This window comes from Roseateles sp. GW821-FHT03B02 (assembly GCF_059421025.1).
Window position 1 is genome coordinate 38,356 of sequence record NZ_JBWKUV010000012.1, and the last position, 16,110, is coordinate 54,465.

At 67.9% G+C, this 16,110-nt stretch carries 17 protein-coding genes; 3 read left to right on the top strand and 14 right to left on the bottom strand.

The genetic code is table 11. From position 1 onward, the window contains the following. Window positions 1-158: 158 nt before the first annotated feature. Window positions 159-731, bottom strand: coding sequence for a DUF6998 domain-containing protein (locus AC07VX_RS25025; RefSeq protein WP_493167568.1), 573 nt, complete (start codon window positions 729-731; stop codon window positions 159-161). On the opposite strand from AC07VX_RS25025, the gene AC07VX_RS25030 reads away from it, so the two are divergent. Then, window positions 645-950, top strand: a complete 306-nt coding sequence (locus AC07VX_RS25030) for a hypothetical protein (protein WP_493167598.1) — start codon at window positions 645-647, stop codon at window positions 948-950. The genes AC07VX_RS25025 and AC07VX_RS25030 overlap by 87 nt on opposite strands. Before the next feature lie 10 nt (window positions 951-960). On the opposite strand, the gene AC07VX_RS25035 is transcribed toward AC07VX_RS25030, so the two are convergent. The 13 genes from AC07VX_RS25035 to AC07VX_RS25095 all read right to left on the bottom strand — a co-directional run bounded on the left by AC07VX_RS25035 (window position 961) and on the right by AC07VX_RS25095 (window position 14,061). Next, window positions 961-1,266 (bottom strand): addiction module antidote protein, encoded by a 306-nt coding sequence (locus AC07VX_RS25035; RefSeq protein ID WP_493167569.1) that lies wholly within the window; start codon window positions 1,264-1,266, stop codon window positions 961-963. 39 nt (window positions 1,267-1,305) lie between these two features. Next, window positions 1,306-1,563, bottom strand: a complete 258-nt coding sequence (locus AC07VX_RS25040) for a type II toxin-antitoxin system RelE/ParE family toxin (RefSeq protein WP_493167570.1) — start codon at window positions 1,561-1,563, stop codon at window positions 1,306-1,308. 364 nt (window positions 1,564-1,927) lie between these two features. Further along, window positions 1,928-2,908 (bottom strand): LysR family transcriptional regulator, encoded by a 981-nt coding sequence (locus AC07VX_RS25045; protein WP_493167571.1) that lies wholly within the window; start codon window positions 2,906-2,908, stop codon window positions 1,928-1,930. Between the two features lie 2 nt (window positions 2,909-2,910). Further along, the gene (locus AC07VX_RS25050) at window positions 2,911-3,663 is read right to left on the bottom strand and encodes a FadR/GntR family transcriptional regulator (RefSeq protein ID WP_493167572.1); all 753 of its coding nucleotides are present in this window, start codon (window positions 3,661-3,663) and stop codon (window positions 2,911-2,913) included. A gap of 29 nt (window positions 3,664-3,692) precedes the next feature. Further along, window positions 3,693-5,588 (bottom strand): glycoside hydrolase family 97 protein, encoded by a 1,896-nt coding sequence (locus AC07VX_RS25055; RefSeq protein ID WP_493167573.1) that lies wholly within the window; start codon window positions 5,586-5,588, stop codon window positions 3,693-3,695. Window positions 5,589-5,591: 3 nt separating this feature from the next. After that, a complete protein-coding gene (locus tag AC07VX_RS25060; RefSeq protein ID WP_493167574.1) occupies window positions 5,592-6,533 on the bottom strand; it encodes a glycoside hydrolase family 43 protein in 942 nt (313 codons plus the stop codon). After that, window positions 6,530-8,056, bottom strand: a complete 1,527-nt coding sequence (gene arfA / locus AC07VX_RS25065) for an arabinosylfuranosidase ArfA (protein ID WP_493167575.1) — start codon at window positions 8,054-8,056, stop codon at window positions 6,530-6,532. Before arfA ends, AC07VX_RS25060 begins: the two co-directional genes overlap by 4 nt. Continuing rightward, window positions 8,056-9,384, bottom strand: a complete 1,329-nt coding sequence (locus tag AC07VX_RS25070) for an ABC transporter substrate-binding protein (protein ID WP_493167576.1) — start codon at window positions 9,382-9,384, stop codon at window positions 8,056-8,058. The genes arfA and AC07VX_RS25070 overlap by 1 nt, the downstream gene beginning before the upstream one ends. Further along, entirely contained in the window at window positions 9,381-10,217 is an 837-nt protein-coding gene (locus tag AC07VX_RS25075) for a carbohydrate ABC transporter permease (RefSeq protein ID WP_493167577.1), read from the bottom strand. The genes AC07VX_RS25070 and AC07VX_RS25075 overlap by 4 nt, the downstream gene beginning before the upstream one ends. Next, window positions 10,214-11,104: a carbohydrate ABC transporter permease gene (locus AC07VX_RS25080; protein WP_493167578.1), complete on the bottom strand. Its 891-nt coding sequence runs from the start codon at window positions 11,102-11,104 to the stop codon at window positions 10,214-10,216. Before AC07VX_RS25080 ends, AC07VX_RS25075 begins: the two co-directional genes overlap by 4 nt. After that, entirely contained in the window at window positions 11,101-12,192 is a 1,092-nt protein-coding gene (locus AC07VX_RS25085; RefSeq protein ID WP_493167579.1) for an ABC transporter ATP-binding protein, read from the bottom strand. Before AC07VX_RS25085 ends, AC07VX_RS25080 begins: the two co-directional genes overlap by 4 nt. Window positions 12,193-12,208: 16 nt before the next feature. After that, a complete protein-coding gene (locus AC07VX_RS25090) occupies window positions 12,209-13,132 on the bottom strand; it encodes an arabinan endo-1,5-alpha-L-arabinosidase (RefSeq protein WP_493167580.1) in 924 nt (307 codons plus the stop codon). Further along, complete coding sequence (locus tag AC07VX_RS25095) at window positions 13,132-14,061, bottom strand: dihydrodipicolinate synthase family protein (RefSeq protein ID WP_493167582.1); 930 nt, start codon at window positions 14,059-14,061, stop codon at window positions 13,132-13,134. The genes AC07VX_RS25090 and AC07VX_RS25095 overlap by 1 nt, the downstream gene beginning before the upstream one ends. Window positions 14,062-14,280: 219 nt before the next feature. Here AC07VX_RS25095 and AC07VX_RS25100 point away from each other — a divergent pair, with 219 nt between their 5' ends. Next, window positions 14,281-15,048: an SDR family NAD(P)-dependent oxidoreductase gene (locus tag AC07VX_RS25100; protein WP_493167583.1), complete on the top strand. Its 768-nt coding sequence runs from the start codon at window positions 14,281-14,283 to the stop codon at window positions 15,046-15,048. Then, window positions 15,048-16,109 carry an aldose epimerase family protein gene (locus tag AC07VX_RS25105; protein WP_493167584.1) on the top strand — a complete coding sequence of 354 codons (1,062 nt, stop codon included), beginning with the start codon at window positions 15,048-15,050 and terminating at the stop codon, window positions 16,107-16,109. The genes AC07VX_RS25100 and AC07VX_RS25105 overlap by 1 nt, the downstream gene beginning before the upstream one ends. The last annotated feature ends 1 nt before the right edge of the window (window position 16,110 follow it).

Sequence of the window (16,110 nt, forward strand, 5' to 3'; positions counted from 1 at the left end):
ACGCGACCCGCTGCGCTCTCGCTACTGTCCCTGTGACGAGTACCATCCATCGCCCCTTCACGCCGGTTAACGCCGGCTGCACGCTCAGCGTCGCTCGGGCGACGCACGCAGCGTTCGCATAGCCTGCCGTTGCGTTGAGGAATCGTTGGGGTTCACTGTTAGCTACTCACCTGGTGCAGCAGAGGTAGCGCATGGGCTTCTCCGAGTTCTTGAGCAAGCAATCTCAGCGCTGGCAAATTGACAACCTTGGTGCCAGTCCATGCTCTTGGAAGCAGCCGATCACGAATTGGCGCCTCTAATCCGTTGTAAATCACGGTTGCGGAGCCGGCTGCGAAGTCGAACACGAAGAACAGCAAATAGCGAGCGACTCCTGTCCCAGGTGTGAACGCTGGCCCAGCATTCGCCAGGCCAGTGGCCTTGATTTGCACTGAGTCACCAGAGGCGGTCAACGCATCGACTCCCTTTGTGCGCTTGCTGGGCAGACCAAGCGCAAAGTGTTCTAACGCCATGGCCTCCGCGATATCTCCCACCAGTCGACCGTCCAACCGAAGAGAGTATTCGACAGGAGCCGGACAGCACCGGCGGACTCTGGCCGCCCGCCGTGCAACCGCCGCACGGAACGCATTTGCTCCGACACTTCTGCCATGCGTTACCTCACCTTCGACCTCACCGACGGCTCTGACGACATCCTCACTTTGGAAGCGATGGCCTCGACGCACGAGGCCGAGCATGCGGCTGTGATGAAAGAGGTAGAGCAGGTGCTCGCCTGGGCGCAGGCCGAGTTCGGTGGCCGGCAGGGGCCGGTGGAGGATGGCAACGCCTGGGACCACGAGCTGCTGGTGCAGCACGAGGCGGGCGGCTGGGTGACGGTGACGCTGACGTTCAGTGCGTCGGCGGAGTTCGCCGAGGCGTTTCAGGCGACGTTTGGCGAGAACGACGCGGACGACTGAATCGTGTGGCCTACGCCGCTTCGGCGTGCAGGCGAACGCCCAGCGCGCGGGCAACTTTCAGGACGGTGGCGAAGCTCGGGTTGCCGTTTTCGCTGAGTGCCTTGTAGAGGCTCTCGCGGCTGAGGCCGGCGTCGCGGGCGACCTGGGTCATGCCTTTGGCGCGGGCGATGTCGCCCAAAGCACGGGCAATGCCGGCGGCGTCGTCCGGCGCTTCGGTCAGCCAGGCGTCCAGGTAAGCCGCCATTTCCTCGGGCGTGCGCAGCTGCTCCGCCAGGTCGTAAGCCACGGTCTTGGTTTTCGTTGCTGTCGGGGCCATGTCGTACTCCTAGAGGTTGCGTGCCAGCGCGAGGGCAGCCTAGATGTCCTGCTGCTGGGTCGACTTGTCGCCGCCGGCCAGCAACACGATCAGCTCGCCATTTCGTTCTGTGTAGTAGACGCGGTAGCCCGGCCCGAAATCGATCTTCAGCTCGGAGACTCCTTCGCCCAGATGCCGGTGTTGGCCCGGGTTGCCGTGCGCCAGCCGATCCACCCGCACCTGAATCCTCGCGCGGCCGACACGGTCCTTCAGCCCGTTGATCCAATCGCGATAGACCTCGGTGATCTGGACTCGCATACGTAAATGTATCCCATGGGATACGAAAGCGTCACCGCAGCATCCCCACCGCGCCGCCCGAGCGGCGCTGCATTGGGCTGTTTTGATGAGCACGGCGTGCAGCCGCGCGTCGGACGGGGTGCCGGTGCGATAAGGCGGGCTCGTGACAAGTCAGACGCGAGAGCGCAGCGGTTCGCGTCTGCCCACCATACCGCTGGATGTTTTCGCGCGCCGCTCGATGCGAGCGTCGTGATGGTGTGCGGTTCAGGGCCTCTTATTTGGTGACTTTCTTCTGGCCCCGCAGAAGAAAGTTACCCCGCCGCCGGGCGGGACTCCCGGCAACGCAGCGAGCACGCGCACGCCCCCGCAAAAGCAACCCACAACTTCAATACAGATCTCGGGCAGCCAACCGCACCTCGTGCAGCAGCTGCCGAGCCCCTGGCGACATCAGATGCCCTTCCCGCGTGATGATCCCGAACGCATCCATGTGACACGGCAACTCGATCGGCAAGATCGACAGCACCTTCAGCGACGCGTAATACCGCGCCACCTCCACCGGCATCACATGCAGCGAATCCGTCTGCTGCAGCAAGGCCGTGATGAGCAGCAACGCCGTCGTGTCCACCACATTCCCTGGCGGCTCCAGCGCAGCGCGGCGGAACATCACCTCCCACCGATGCCGCAGCACGCTCCCCGGCGGCGGCAGGATCCACGGCTGATTCGCCAGGTCGGCCAACTTCAGGTTTTCTTCCCTCAGCAGTGGATGCCCCACGCGCGCCACCGCGCAGGCGGGCTCCACCGTCAGCTCCTCGTAGTGCAGGCCCGTGGCGCCTTCCTCCTCGACGATGCGGCCGATCATGAAGTCCAGCTTGCCCCGTTGCAGCATGTCCAGCAGCACCTTGCTGCTCTCCATCTGCACGCCGATGCGCAGCTTTGGCGCCTGCAGCTTGATCCGAGAAATGGCGCGCGGCAGCAGGCCCATGGCGGGGGTCATGATGACGCCCACCTCCACCTGGCCGCTCAGCCCGTTCTTCAGCGCCACGATGTCGTCGTGCGCGGCCGACAGCGACGTCAGCGCCATGCGCGCGTGGCGGATCATGGTCTCGCCGTACAGCGTGGGCTCCATGCCGCGCGGGTGGCGGTCGAAGAGCTTCACGTCCAGCATGTCCTCCAGGTCCTTGAGCTGCTTGGAGGCCGCCGGCTGTGTCATGCAGAGCACTTCGGCGGCGCGGTGGATGTTGCGCTCGTCGTCCAGCGCGATCAGCAGCAGCAGCTGGCGCGTCTTCAGCCGCGCGCGCAGGAACCAGTTCGGGTTGGGGCTGGCGTCGGTCAGGCCGCCGGTGTCATCGTCGTCGTCGCGTGCCATGGTCAAGCCAGGTTGACGCGGCCATCGGCCGCCAGCACGGTGTCGATGTCGTCGCCGGTCTCTTCCAGCTGCACCAGCGTCGCCTGCCGCGCGCCGAGCGGGTCGCGGGCCTGCAGGGCGGTCAGGATGGCCTTGTGGCGCGGCAGCGAGAGCTCATGCGTGTTGGGCAGCTGGCTGCTCAGGATGATGGACTCGCGCAGCGCCAGCGACAGCATGTTGCCGATGTAGGCCAGCAGGTCGTTGCCCGTGGCCTCGGCAATGCGGCGGTGGAAGGCGAGGTCGGGTTCCAGCAGCTCCTCGGTCGTCCGGGCAGCGGCCATGCCGTCGTAGGCGGTGGCGATGTCGGCCAGCTGCTCGTCGGTGGCCGCCTTGGCGGCCAGCGCGGCGGCGGCGGGCTCGAAGATGCGGCGCACTTCCAGCAGCGTCCCCACGAAGTCGCGCTGGGGCTGGGCCTGGATGAGCCAGTACAGCACGTCGGGGTCCAGCATGTGCCACTCGTTGCGCGGGCGCACGATGGCGCCGGCGCGCTGGCGCGACACGACGAGGCCCTTGGCCACGAGCACGCGCACGGCCTCGCGCAGCACGGGGCGGCTGATCTCGTAGCGCTCCAGCAGCTGGGCCTCGGGCGGCAGCTTGTCGCCGGGCTGCAGCTCGCCGCCGACGATGGCCAGCCCCAGCTCGCTGACGATGCGGCCGTGCTGGCTCTTGCCCTCGGCCGGGGCGCTGTAGGTGGAATGGTCCGCTCTGGTTTTCATCGGCGGCAGGCTGGCGAACAAAGACCGCATTATCGAAAGCGCGCGACGAAGCCGCCGTGAGGGGCCAGCGTCAGCTTGGTGGCTGGCGCTGCGAGCTTGCCCTCGGCGAACTCGCGCGGGCCGGCGCCATCGGTGATGAGCTGGCCTTCGCGCTGGCCCAGCCAGGCGAGGTCCAGCGCCACCTCTCGCGGCGTGTCGTCGGCATTGATGCCGGCGACGAACCACTGCCTGCCGGCGCGGCGGGCCAGCACGACGAACTTGCCGGGCTCGCCGTCGAGGAAACGAACCTCGTCCCAGTGCCGCGGCAGCTCGCGCAGGAAGCCCTTCACGTAGGCAGGCACGGTGGCCATGCCCTCGGGCGTCTCGGCGTAGTGCTGGATGCCCGACAGGAACAGCACGCTCTCGGCCAGCTCGAAGCCGTTGCGCGTGGCGCGCTTGATGTTGGGAATGTCGCCGAACACCATGGGCGTGAAGTCCATGGGGTCGAACAGGTTGCGCGCGAACGGCAGCATCGCCGCGTGGCGCACGACCTTGTCCTGGTCTTCCTGCGTGAAGGTGGCGAACTCGAAGCCCTTCACGGCCTCGGTGGTCAGCAGATTGGGGAAGGTGCGGCTCCAGCCGCGCGGCAGCGTGGCGCCGTGGAAGTTCAGCAGCAGGCCGGCGGCGGCCGTCTCTTTCAGCAGGTCCACGTAGTAGGCCTGCATGGAGGCGCCGTCGCCGCCGAAGAAGTCCACCTTCAGGCCCTTCACGCCGATGGCCTTCATGCGGGCGAATTCCCTGGCGCGGTCAGCCTTCGTCAGCAGCGCGCTCTTGGGGCTGTACTCGGTGTCGTTCCAGGCGCCGGAGGAGTTGTACCAGGCGAGCAGGCCCACGCCCTTGGTCTTGGCGTAGTCGGCGAGTTCCTTCATCCTGGCGTCGCCGATCTTGCGGTCCCAGTCGGCGTCCACCAGCGTGTAAGGCCAGTGCATGTCGGCGGCGTGGTCGATGAAGTGCTTTTGCACCTCGAACACGGTGCCGTCGTCCTTCAGCAGCGCCCAGCTCCACGAAGCGGGGCCGGGCTTGAGCTTGGCCTTGTCGAAGGTGATGGCCGAGGCGGCCAGGTCGGTGCCGAGGGTCGACTCCATGACCGTCTTCAGCGGGCCGATGGCCAGCACGCGCCAGGGCGTCGAGAGCGGGCCGTCCACGTCCGCAAGCAGGTGGCCGCCCGTGAACACCTCGCTCGGCTCGGGCAGCCCGATGCGGTAGGTGCCGCCCGTCGAGTCGCTCGCGAGCCGCGATGCGTGGAAGCGCCCGTCCATGCCGGCCTCGGTCAATGCCACCCAGTTGGCACCCGAGCGGAACAGCGCCGGGAACACCCAGCCCGCGTGCGACGGCGCTGCGGTGCCGACGGGCATGTCGGTCAGGTAGTGCTCTTCGTAGGACGGGTTGGTGCGTTTCCAGCCCGTCCTGGCGACGGACATGGGCTGCAGCCAGGCGCGGGCCTCAAGAGGGAAGGCGAAGCTGGTCAGCTCGTCCTTGAAGGTCTTCCGGCCCGCGCCGTCGACCGTGTAGCGCAGCGCCAGGCCGTCGTTGGAGGCGCGCAGCGTGACGGTGAACTTCTGGCCGGCCGCGTTGGCGACGGTGAAGCGCTGCTCGTTCGCGCGGACCTCGATGCTGCTCTTCTTGCCGGCCGCAAGCAGGTACTGCTCGCGGTGCGCCTTCACGGGCGAGCTGGACAGCAGCTTCAAGCCATGGGCGAAGTCGCCCTGCTCCAGCACCAGGCCCAGCCGCGAGGCCAGCAGCACGGGCTGGCCGGCACGCTGCACCGTGTAGACCAGCTGCTGCTGGGCATTGACGGACACATCGACCTGCAGCTGGCCGTCGGGGCTGCTCAGGGCCTGAGCCAGAGCGGGAAACGCAATCAGGAGCGAAGCAACGAGGCGCATGGCTTAGATGGAATAAGGGCCGTCGGCGACCGGTGCGCCGAAGTCGGGGAAGCCGTCGTCGCGCCAGCCGAAGGCCTGCACGCGGGTGTGGCGGTTGGGGTCGTTCAACGGGTCGCCGACGATGTCGCGGTAGTTGCGCGCGTGATAGACCAGCAGGTCGGTCCTGCCGTCGGGCGTCGTCGTGAAGCTGTTGTGGCCGGGGCCGAACTGGCCGACCGACTCGTCCGTCTTGAACACCGGCACGGGCGACTTGTGCCAGCTCAACCGGCTCAGCAGGTCGGCGTTCTCGTCGGCCCAAAGCAGGCCCATGCAGTAGTTCGCGTCGGTCGCGGCGGCCGAGTACGCGATGAAGACGCGGCCGTGGCGCTTCAGCACGGCGGGGCCCTCGTTGACGCAGAAGCCGACACGCTCCCAGGCCCATTCGGGCCGCGTGATGACGACCGGCTCGGTCTTCAGCGTCCAAGGGTTCGCCAGTTCGGCGATGTACAGGTTGCTCTCCGTCGGCGGGCTCTTCTGCGCCCAGCACAGGAAGCGGCGGCCGCCGTGCTCGAAGGGCGTGGCGTCCAGCGAGAAGCCTTCTTCGGGCGTGGTGATCTGGCCGCGCTCCACCCACGCGTCGCGCAGCGGGTCTTGCCCCAAGCACTCCAGCACATACATGCGCAGCTTCCAGATGTCGCCGCGCTCACTGGCTGCGAAGTACACGTACCAGCGGCCATCAATGCGGTGCAGCTCGGGTGCCCACACGTGGAAGCTCATCGGTCCGCTGTCGTGCCTGTGCCAGATGGTCCTGGGCGTGGCCGTCGCCAGGCCGGCGATGCTGTCGGCGCTGCGGATCTCGATGACGTCGTAGCGCGGCACCGAGGCGGTGAACCAGTAGCGGCCGTCGGCGAGCGTGATCTGCGGGTCGGCGCGTTGTTCGATGAGGGGGTTGTTCCAGGCGGTCATGCGCGCTGTGCTTTCGTGACGATGACGTTCCACGAGGCGGGCTTGAGCTTCACGCGCAGCTGCTCGCCGGCAATGGCGATGTCGTCGAGAGGGTGCGGCGCGACGCGGTCGGGCGCGTCGGCGGTGTTGGTGGCATTCAGGTCGGCGCTGAAGAGCTGCTCGGCGCTGACGAGGCGGCGTTCGTGTCCGAGGCCGCGCAGCGTGACGGAGAGGTCCATCTCGTCGGTGAGGCTGCGGTTCAGCAGGAACACGGCCGTCTGGCCGGTCGCCGGGTCGTCCACGACGCTGGCGCACAGATAAGGCAGCTCACCGTGCCGGGCGTTGGCAAAGCCCGGCGACTTCACCACCGAGCGCAGCACCTCGCCATGCGCCCAGCGCGCCGCCTGCGCGAACGGGTGAAAAATGGTCTGCCGCCAGGCCGGGCCACCGGGCTCGGTCATGATGGGCGCGATGACGTTGCACAGCTGCGCCATGCAGGCGACCTTAAGCCGGTCGGCATGGTTCATCATCATCGTCAGCATGCCGCCGATGAGCAGCGCGTCCTCGGCCGTGTAGACCTCTTCCAGCAGCCGCGGCGCCTCGGGCCAGCCGGCCTGCTTCAGGTGCTCGCCGTGGCGGGCGCGGTACCAGACGTTCCACTCATCGAAGCTGAGCATCAGCCGCTTGCTCGACCGCTTGCGCGTGGCCACCGCGTCGGCAATCGCCACCGTGTCCTCGATGTAGCGCGCGTTCGTCTCGATCTGCGCGAAGAAGCTCTCGGTGCTGGTGTCCGCCGGCGGCTTCACGAAGTAGCTGTGCAGCGACAGGTAGTCCACGAACTCGAAGCAGTGCTCCAGCACGCGGTCTTCCCACACGCCATAGGTCGGCATGTCGTAGGCCGACGAACCGCAGGCGGCCAGCTCGATCGTCGGGTCCACCCAGCGCATCAGCTTGGCGGTCTCCTTAGCGATGCGGCCGTACTCGTCCGGCGTTTTCTGGCAGATCTGCCAGGGGCCGTCCATCTCGTTGCCCAGGCACCAGAACTTGATGCCCAGTGGGGCCTCGGCGCCGTGTTCGCGGCGCAGGTCCGACAGCGCCGTGCCGCCGGGGTGGTTGCAGTATTCGAGGTAGTGCCGCGCCTCGTCCGGCCCGCGGGTGCCGAGGTTGACGCCGAACATGGGCTCGATGCCCACCTTGCGGCACCAGGCCATGAACTCGTGCGTGCCGACCTGGTTGGTCTCGGTGGAGAACCAGGCCAGGTCCAGCCGGCGCGGGCGCTGGTCCTTGTGGCCGACGCCGTCTTCCCAGTTGTAGCCCGACATGAAGTTGCCGCCGGGGTAGCGCACGATGGTGGCGCCCAGCTCCTGGGTCAGCTCGGCCACGTCGCCGCGAAAGCCATGCTCGTCGGCGGTCGGGTGGCCGGGCTCGTGGATACCGTTGTAGACGCAGCGGCCCAGGTGTTCGACGAAGACGCCGAAGAGGCGGCGGTCCAACGGCGCGATGGTGAAGTCGCGGTCGACGATGAGGGAGGCTTGGAAGGTCATCAGCGGCGGGCTTTCTGCAGGGCTTTGTTGACGCGCTTCTCGACGCTGGCCTGCACCTCGGCCACGGGCTTGCCCGACAGCAACAGGTTGGCCACGTCCTCGCCGATCAGCAGTTCGATGTTGCGTTGCGTGGGCACGTTGCCCGGCATGGAGGCGCCGGTGTGCGTGATCTCGGCCAGCGACTCGCGCTGCGGCAGCGCGCGGAAAGCCTGGCTCTGCGCGACGGTCTTGCTGACCGGCAGGTGGCCCGTGCGCGACCACTCGGCCGTGCGGTCCCAGACGAACTTCAGGAAGGTCAGCGCCGCCTCGTGGCCCTTGGCGTCGGTGGTGCCGCCCTTGAACAGCGCCCACGAGTGGCCGTCGGCGAACACGGCCGGCCTCTCAAACAGCTGTGCGAACGGCCGCACCGCATAGCCGCCCTGCAGCGGCGAGTCGGGCTTCTTCGATTCACGCAGGAACTGGTCGATGGTCCAGGTGCCGACGACGACGACGCCCGCCTCGCCGTTCAGGAAGGCCTGGTTGGCGGCGGCGTAGTCGAGGTTGGGCCGCACATGGCCTTCCTGGTAGAGCGTCTGCATCAGCGCCAGCGCCTTGGCGACGGCAGGCTGCTGCATGTGGATGCTTTTGCCATCGGCCGCGAACAGGGCGGCCCCCTGCTGGGCCACCAGGGTCTGGAAGGTGCGGTCGTTGGCCGCCGTCTCGTTGGCCACGGCCCAGGCGAAGTAGGGCTTGCCGGTCTTCTGCTTGAACCGGCGCGCTTGCGCCAGCAGCTCGTCGGGCGAGCGTGGCAGCACTGGCTCGCCGTTCGCGCTGGTCAGCCCGGCCTGCTTCATCAGCCGCGTGTTGATGTGCCACAGCCAGGCCCAGGTGTCGAAAGGCAGCGCGTAGGTCTGGCCGTTGAACGAGGTGCCCTTGCGCGCATGCTCGGTGAAGTCATCCACCGGGATGTCGATGCGGGCGAAGTCGGCGTCCAGCGGCAGCACCAGCTTGCGGCGCACGTAGTCGCCCAGCGCCGATTCGTGCATCACGGCCACGGTCGGGATGTCCTTGGACACGAGGCGGGCGGTGAGCTGGTCGTAGTACGGGCCCCACTCGCCGATCTGCGTCTTCACGACGATGCCGGGGTGGGTGGCGTTGAACTCGTTGACCAGCGCCGTCACGATGCCGCACTCGCCCACGCCTTCGGACGCCTTCACCAGCTGGCCGAACTGAGACTCGCAGCTGCCGAAGAAGCGCATCAGCGTGATCTCGGTCTTGCCCGCGTTGTCCTTGCTTGCGCCACAGGCGGCCAGCAATGCGGCCGAAAGGCAGATCAGCAGGCGCCTCATGACTTGCCCGTCCCTGCGACTGCGGTGACGAGGTGGCGTTGGAAGAAGAGATACAGCATCAGCGCGGGCACGCCCGCGAACACGGCCTGTGCCATCAGGAAGCCCAGGCCTTCCGACTGCGCGAAGTTGGTCTGCGTGGAAGCCAGGCCGCGCGTGAGCGTGTACATGTCCGGCTGCGTGGCGATGACCAGCGGCCAGAGGTAGTCGTTCCAGCAGGCCAGGAAGGTGAAGATGCCGAGGGTGGCCTGCGCCGGCAGCGTCAGCGGCAGGATGATGGTGAGAAACGTCTTGAAGCGCGACGCGTTGTCCAGCATCGCGGCCTCTTCCAGCTCGGCCGGGATGGCCTTGAAGTACTGCGTCATCAGGTAGACGCCGAACGGCGCGGCCAGGCCCGGCAGCGCAAGGCCGGCAATCGTGTTCTGCAGGTTCCACTCCGAGAACAGCCGGTGCAGCGGGATGAAGACCGACTGCGCCGGCACGGCTAGGCCAAACATGACGAGAGCGAACAGGAGCCGGCGGCCCGGGAACTCGCAGCGCGCAAAGCCGTAGCCCGCCAGCGACGACAGCACCAGCACGCCCACCGTCTGCAGCAGCGCGACCGCGGCACTGTTGCCCAGCCAGCGGAACACCTGCGAGGTCTGCAGGATGTCCAGGTAGTTGGCCAGCGTGTAGGGCGGCGCGAGGAACACGTCCGTGTGGCGCAGCAGGAACTCGTTGGGCTTGAAGGACAGCGCCAGCACCCACAGCAGCGGGGCCATCCAGGCGAGGGCCAGCAGCGTGAGGGCTGCCATGACGAAGCGGTCGAACCAACCGCGGCGAAGCAACGGGTTCATCGCCTGCCTCCCTTGTCGCGTTCCAGCCAGAGCTGAGCCGACACGCCCACCAGCATGATGGCCAGCAGGATCTGCGAGGCCGCTGTCGCATAGCCCAGCGAGAGCTGCATGAAGGCCTGCTCGTAGGTGAACTGCACGATGGACCGCGTGGTGTTGTTGGGCCCGCCGTTGGTCATCAGCATGATCTGCGGGAAGACCTGGAACTGGCGGATCACCTCGATCAACGCCACCAGCACGATGGCACGCTTGAGGCTGGGCAGCGTGATGTGCGTCAGCACGCGCCAGCGCGGCGTGTTGTCCAGCGCCGCGGCCTCGTAGATGTCGCCGGGGATCTGCTGCAGCGCCGACAGGAACAGGATCATCGGCAGGCCGATGATCCACCACACCGTCACGAGGGCGATGGTGGTCAGCGCCAGCGAATCGCTGGTCAGCAGCGGCAGCTCGGGGATGCCCAGCGCGGCGAACATCTGCGCGATGAGGCCGCGCTCGGGCATCAGCGCCAGCTTCCACACGAGCGTGATCAGCGTGACCGAGAAGACGGAGGCGCAGAAGAAGGTGGCGCGCAGGAAGGTGGCCAGCTTGCCGGGGCGGTTCAGCGCCAGCGCCAGCATCAGCGACAGCACGACGAAGATGGGCGTGCTGATGGCGACGAAGCGGATGGTGTTCCAGACGACCTGCTGGAAGACCTCGTCGCTCCACAGCTCCTTGTAGTTGGCCAGGCCCACCCAGAAGCTGTCGTCGGACAGCAGGTCGTGGTCGTGGAAGCTGATCCACACGCCCTTGGCGAGCGGCCACAGCAGCATCAGCGCGTACATCGCCACGAAGGGCAGCACGAACAGGGCATAGGCCGGGCGCGAGGCGCGCAGCCCGACGGCGCGCGCGCTCATGCGAGCGACTCCTGGGCGTGGTGGGCGCGGCCGGTTTCGTCGAACAGATGGGCCTCGGCCATGTCCACACTGACAGCGACGTAGCTGCCCAGCCTGGGCGACACGCCCGCCGGCACGGTGACGATCAACGGGCTGTCGCCTTCCAGCTTCAGATGAGCCAGCGTGCGCTCGCCGAGGAACTCGACGAGTTCGACGCGGCCGCGCAGCGGGCCCTGGTCGGCCACGCGCAGGTTCTCGGGTCGAACGCCCAGCACCAGGTCTCGCGCAGGCACGTCTTCCGCGGCAACGCGCGTGCTGACCCACTGGCCACCAGGCACCGTGACGACGACGCGGCCCCGCTCGTCCGGTGCGCGCTGCACCGGCACGAAGCCCATGCCCGGCGTGCCGATGAAGCTCGCCACAAACCGTGTGGCCGGCCGGCGGTACAGCTCGGCCGGCGTGGCCACCTGCTCGATGGCACCGCCCTTCATGACGACGATGCGCGTCGCCAGCGTCATCGCCTCGACCTGGTCGTGCGTGACGAACACCATCGTCGCGCCCAGGCGCTGGTGCAGCTGAGCCAGCTCCAGCCGCGTGCGGCCGCGCAGCGCGGCGTCGAGGTTGGACAGCGGCTCGTCGAACAGGAAGATGCCCGGCTCTTTCACCACCGCGCGGCCGATGGCCACGCGCTGGCGTTGGCCGCCGGACAACTGGCCGGGCTTGCGGTCCAGCAGCGTGTCCAGCTCCAGCATGCGGGCCGATTCGGTGATGCGCCTGGCGATCTCGTCCGCCGGGATGCCGATGTTCCTCAGGCCAAACGCGAGGTTGTCGCGCACGGTCATGTGGGGGTAGAGCGCGTAGTGCTGGAACACCATGGCCAGGTTGCGCTGGCCCGGCGCGGCCGTCGTCACGTCGCGGTCGCCGATGAGGATGCGGCCGCCCGTCACCTCTTCGAGCCCGGCGATCATGCGCAGCAGGCTGGTCTTGCCGCAGCCCGAGGGCCCCAGGAAGACGACGAACTCGCCGGGCGCAACGTCCAGCGACAGGTTCTCGATGACCTGCACCGCGCCGTAGCGCTTGCAGATGTTCTCCAGCGTCAGGCCAGCCACGTCGGGTGTCTCCGGTTCATTCTTCTTGAGGGATTACGGGCCAGCCATCGTCGGACCAGCTCAGGCGCTTGATGCGCAGATGCGGCTTGCCACCGCGTTCGGTGTCGTAGGCGTGGTGTACGAACCAGTCGCCGACGACGTCCTGGTGGCCCGGGCCCTTCCAGCGCGCGCCACCCGCCAGCAGCGGCGTCGCGCCGCCGTCCATCAGGTCCTTGCCGTCGCGATCCAGGTAGGGGCCCGTCACGCTGCGGGCGCGGCCCACGCGGACGTTGTAGGTGCTGTCGGCGCCGCGACAGCAGAGGTCGTAGGACGCGAACAGGTAGACCCAGTCGCCATGCCGCACGAGGGTGGGCGCCTCGATGCCGCCCTTGCGGCGCGCGATGAAACGGGTCTCGCCGATGGGGCGCAGCGTGTCGGCGCTCAACGCGGTCAGGCGCAGCCCGCCCCAGAACGAGCCGTAGCTCAGCCACAGCTTGCCGTCGGTGTCGACAAAAAGGTCGGGGTCGATGGCGTTGAAGTTGTCCTCGGCGCGGCTCTGCACGACGAGGCCTTCGTCGCGCCAGTCGGCACCGTCCGGCCTGTCGCTGCTGACGAGGCCGATGGCCGAGCGGTTCTTGCCGAAGGTCGAGATCGAGTACAGCGCCCAGGTGCGGCCGTCGTGCTGGAACAGCTTGGGTGCCCAGACGTCCAGGCCCTTGTGCTCGGGCACGGCCTCGGCCCACCAGGCCGGTGGTTCGCTGAACACGGGCGCGAGCCGGCGCCAGGTCTTGCCGGCGTCGGTGGATTCCAGCCGCTGCAGGCCGCGGCCGGTGGTGAAGGCGAACCAGTGCTCGCCCTGCATCAGCAGCGTGGGGTCGTGTGCGCCGGTGTCGCCCTGGGGTTCCAGCGCAAGCGCGGATGCGCTCAGACACAGCGCCAGCAGCGCTGCCAGCCGGCGCATCACTTGCCCCAGCGGAGCACGAGGGGATCAAGGCGCTTGGCGGCGTCCAGCAGGCCCGCGCGCACCTCGGGGCTCATCTCGGGGAAGGGGTGGCGCGGTGCGTCGCTCTTGATGACGCCGCCTTCCTTCATCAGCGCCTTGGCGGTCAGGATGCCGCCCTGGCGGTTCTCGTAGTTGATCAGCGGCAGCCAGCGGCCGTACTCCAGCACGGCGGTCTCGCGGTCACCGGCGTGGAAGGCGTCGAAGATCTTGCGGATGCCGTCCGGGAAGCCGCCGCCCGTCATCGCGCCGGTGGCGCCGGCGTCCAGGTCGGCCAGCAGCGTGATGGCTTCCTCGCCGTCCCACGGTCCCTCGATGGCCGCGCCGCCCACGCGGATCAGCTCGCGCATCTTGCTGGCGGCCTGTGGCATCTCCAGCTTGAAGTACTTCACGTTGGCAGTCGTGTTGGCCATGCGGGCCAGCAGCGGCACCGACAGCGGCGTGCCGGCCACCGGGGCGTCCTGGATCATGATGGGAATCGAGATCGCGTCGGACAGGCGCTGGTAGAAGCTCTCGATCTGTCCTTCGGACACGCGGAAGGTGGCGCCGTGGTACGGCGGCATGACCATGACCATGGCCGCACCGAGAGATTGCGCCAGCTGGCTGCGCTCGATGCAGATCTGCGTGCTGTAGTGCGTCGTCGTGACGATGACGGGCACGCGGCCGGCCACGTGCGCCAGGATGGCGCGCGTCAGCGTCTCGCGCTCGGCGTCCGACAGCACGAACTGCTCGGAGAAATTGGCGAGGATGCACAGGCCGGTGGAGCCGGCGTCGATCATGAAGTCGACGCAGCGCAGCTGGCCGGGAATGTCCAGCGTGCCGTCGGCGTGGAAGATGGTCGGCACGACGGGAAAGACGCCGCGGTAGGGGCGGGTGGCGGAGGCGCTCATGGGGCGGGCCCTTGTCTCGATGGGGGTTGTTGCAGGCGCCGGCACGCGGCGCATGACCGGCTGTTGTCGCCGGCATGCCGCAATTAAAGTATGACTATTTATGCTGGATCATCGGGGTTAACCCGCAATTTGCCGACTTTGCAAACAAAAAAGTATGACTAATAATTCGTCCATTGCCGGGCCAAAGCAGCCTGGCCGCATCTGAACGGAGACCGCCCCATGAGTTCCTACGCCCGCTACCCCAGCCTCCAGGACCGGGGCGTCCTGATTACCGGCGGGGCCACCGGCATCGGCGAAACCCTGGTGGAGGCCTTCGCCGCCCAGGGCGCCAAGGTGGCCTTCATCGACCTGGCCGCCGAAGCAGGCATCGCGCTGGCCGCCCGGCTGGCGCCCATCTCGCGCCATGCGCCGCAGTTCATGGCGGCCGACCTGTCCAACGTCGAGGCGCTGCGCGGAGCCATCGCCGCCCTGCGCGGCGCGATCGGCCCTATCGGGGTGCTGCTGAACAACGCGGCCAACGACAAGCGCCACGCCGTCGAGGAGACCACGCCCGAGTTCTGGGACGCCAGCGTGGCCGTCAACATCAAGCACCAGTTCTTCACGGCCCAGGCCGTGCTTCCCGACATGAAGGCGCTGGGCGGCGGCTCCATCATCAACTTCGGCTCCATCAGCTGGATGCTCAAGCAGGGCGGCATGCCGGCCTACACGGCCAGCAAGGCCGCCGCCCAGGGGCTGACACGCTGCCTGGCGCGCGATTTCGGGCCGCACAAGATCCGCGTCAACACGCTGGTGCCGGGCTGGGTCATGACCGAGAAGCAGCTGAAGCTCTGGGTCACCGAAGAGACCAAGCAGGAGATCGCCAAAGGCCAGTGCATCAACGAGCCGCTGATGCCGCAGCACATCGCCAACATGGCACTTTTCCTCGCTGCCGACGACTCGGCCATGTGCACCGCGCAGGACTTCATCGTCGACGGCGGTTGGGTCTGATGGAGCGCGGCGACTACGGCCTGCTGCCGGACGGCCGGCCGGTGCATGAGTACACGCTGGAAAACAGCCTCGGCCTGAAGCTGACCGCGCTCACGCTGGGCGGCATCGTCACCGGCCTGTGGGTGCCCGACGCGCAGGGCGCGAGCGACAACGTCGTGCTGGGCTTCGACAACCTGGACGACTACGCCCACCGCAACCCGTCCTTCGGCATCATCGTGGGCCGCTATGGCAATCGCATCGCTGGCGCGAGCTTCGAGCTGGACGGCCAGACCCACGCGCTCGCCCGCAACGACGGCCCCAACTGCCTGCACGGTGGCACGGAGGGCTTCGGCCACCGGCTGTGGGCAGCCGAGCCGGCCGAGCCCCGCCCGGGCGAAGCCCAAGCCTTGCGCTTGCGCCTCACCAGCCCGCACGGCGACCAAGGCTTCCCCGGCGAGCTGCGCGTCACCGTGCGCTATTCGGTCAGCGCGACGGAGAACGCCTGGCGCATCGACTACGAGGCCACCACCGACCGCGCCACCGTCGTCAACCTCACGCACCACGACTACTTCAACCTCGCCGGCCAGGGCTCGGTGCTGCGTCACCGGCTGACGATTCCCGCGTCGCGCTACAGCGAAGTCGACCGGCACCTGATCCCGCTGCGCCACGCGCCGGTGGAAGGCACGCCCTTCGACTTCCGCGAGTCCACCGCCATCGTGGCCCGCATCCGCCAGGCCCACCAGCAGCTGCTGCGGGCCAAGGGCTACGACCACAACTGGCTGCTCGACGGCGAGCCGGACGCCCACGGCCTGCGCCCGGCCGCCACGCTGGAAGACCCGCACTCCGGCCGCCGCATGGACATCCTCACCACCGAGCCGGCGCTGCAGTTCTATTCCGGCAACTTCCTGGATGGCAGCCTTGCCGGCCCCGGCGGGCGCATCTACCGCCAGGGCGACGGCCTGTGCCTGGAGACCCAGCACAACCCCGACTCCCCGCATCACGAAGCCGGCGCCGGCTGGCCATCCACGGTGCTGAGACCCGGCGAGGTGTTCCGCAGCACCACAATCCATCGCTTCTGCTGAA

What these genes read in the sequence shown, in the direction of transcription:
- arfA (WP_493167575.1), bottom strand. Translation starts at nt 8,056, where the DNA reads ATGACCTTCCAAGCCTCCCTCATCGTCGACCGCGACTTCACCATCGCG.
- AC07VX_RS25075 (WP_493167577.1), bottom strand. Translation starts at nt 10,217, where the DNA reads ATGAACCCGTTGCTTCGCCGCGGTTGGTTCGACCGCTTCGTCATGGCA.
- AC07VX_RS25035 (WP_493167569.1), bottom strand. Translation starts at nt 1,266, where the DNA reads ATGGCCCCGACAGCAACGAAAACCAAGACCGTGGCTTACGACCTGGCG.
- AC07VX_RS25030 (WP_493167598.1), top strand. Translation starts at nt 645, where the DNA reads ATGCGTTACCTCACCTTCGACCTCACCGACGGCTCTGACGACATCCTC.
- AC07VX_RS25100 (WP_493167583.1), top strand. Translation starts at nt 14,281, where the DNA reads ATGAGTTCCTACGCCCGCTACCCCAGCCTCCAGGACCGGGGCGTCCTG.
- AC07VX_RS25105 (WP_493167584.1), top strand. Translation starts at nt 15,048, where the DNA reads ATGGAGCGCGGCGACTACGGCCTGCTGCCGGACGGCCGGCCGGTGCAT.
- AC07VX_RS25040 (WP_493167570.1), bottom strand. Translation starts at nt 1,563, where the DNA reads ATGCGAGTCCAGATCACCGAGGTCTATCGCGATTGGATCAACGGGCTG.
- AC07VX_RS25070 (WP_493167576.1), bottom strand. Translation starts at nt 9,384, where the DNA reads ATGAGGCGCCTGCTGATCTGCCTTTCGGCCGCATTGCTGGCCGCCTGT.
- AC07VX_RS25055 (WP_493167573.1), bottom strand. Translation starts at nt 5,588, where the DNA reads ATGCGCCTCGTTGCTTCGCTCCTGATTGCGTTTCCCGCTCTGGCTCAG.
- AC07VX_RS25045 (WP_493167571.1), bottom strand. Translation starts at nt 2,908, where the DNA reads ATGGCACGCGACGACGACGATGACACCGGCGGCCTGACCGACGCCAGC.
- AC07VX_RS25090 (WP_493167580.1), bottom strand. Translation starts at nt 13,132, where the DNA reads ATGCGCCGGCTGGCAGCGCTGCTGGCGCTGTGTCTGAGCGCATCCGCG.
- AC07VX_RS25060 (WP_493167574.1), bottom strand. Translation starts at nt 6,533, where the DNA reads ATGACCGCCTGGAACAACCCCCTCATCGAACAACGCGCCGACCCGCAG.
- AC07VX_RS25025 (WP_493167568.1), bottom strand. Translation starts at nt 731, where the DNA reads ATGCTCGGCCTCGTGCGTCGAGGCCATCGCTTCCAAAGTGAGGATGTC.
- AC07VX_RS25050 (WP_493167572.1), bottom strand. Translation starts at nt 3,663, where the DNA reads ATGAAAACCAGAGCGGACCATTCCACCTACAGCGCCCCGGCCGAGGGC.
- AC07VX_RS25080 (WP_493167578.1), bottom strand. Translation starts at nt 11,104, where the DNA reads ATGAGCGCGCGCGCCGTCGGGCTGCGCGCCTCGCGCCCGGCCTATGCC.
- AC07VX_RS25095 (WP_493167582.1), bottom strand. Translation starts at nt 14,061, where the DNA reads ATGAGCGCCTCCGCCACCCGCCCCTACCGCGGCGTCTTTCCCGTCGTG.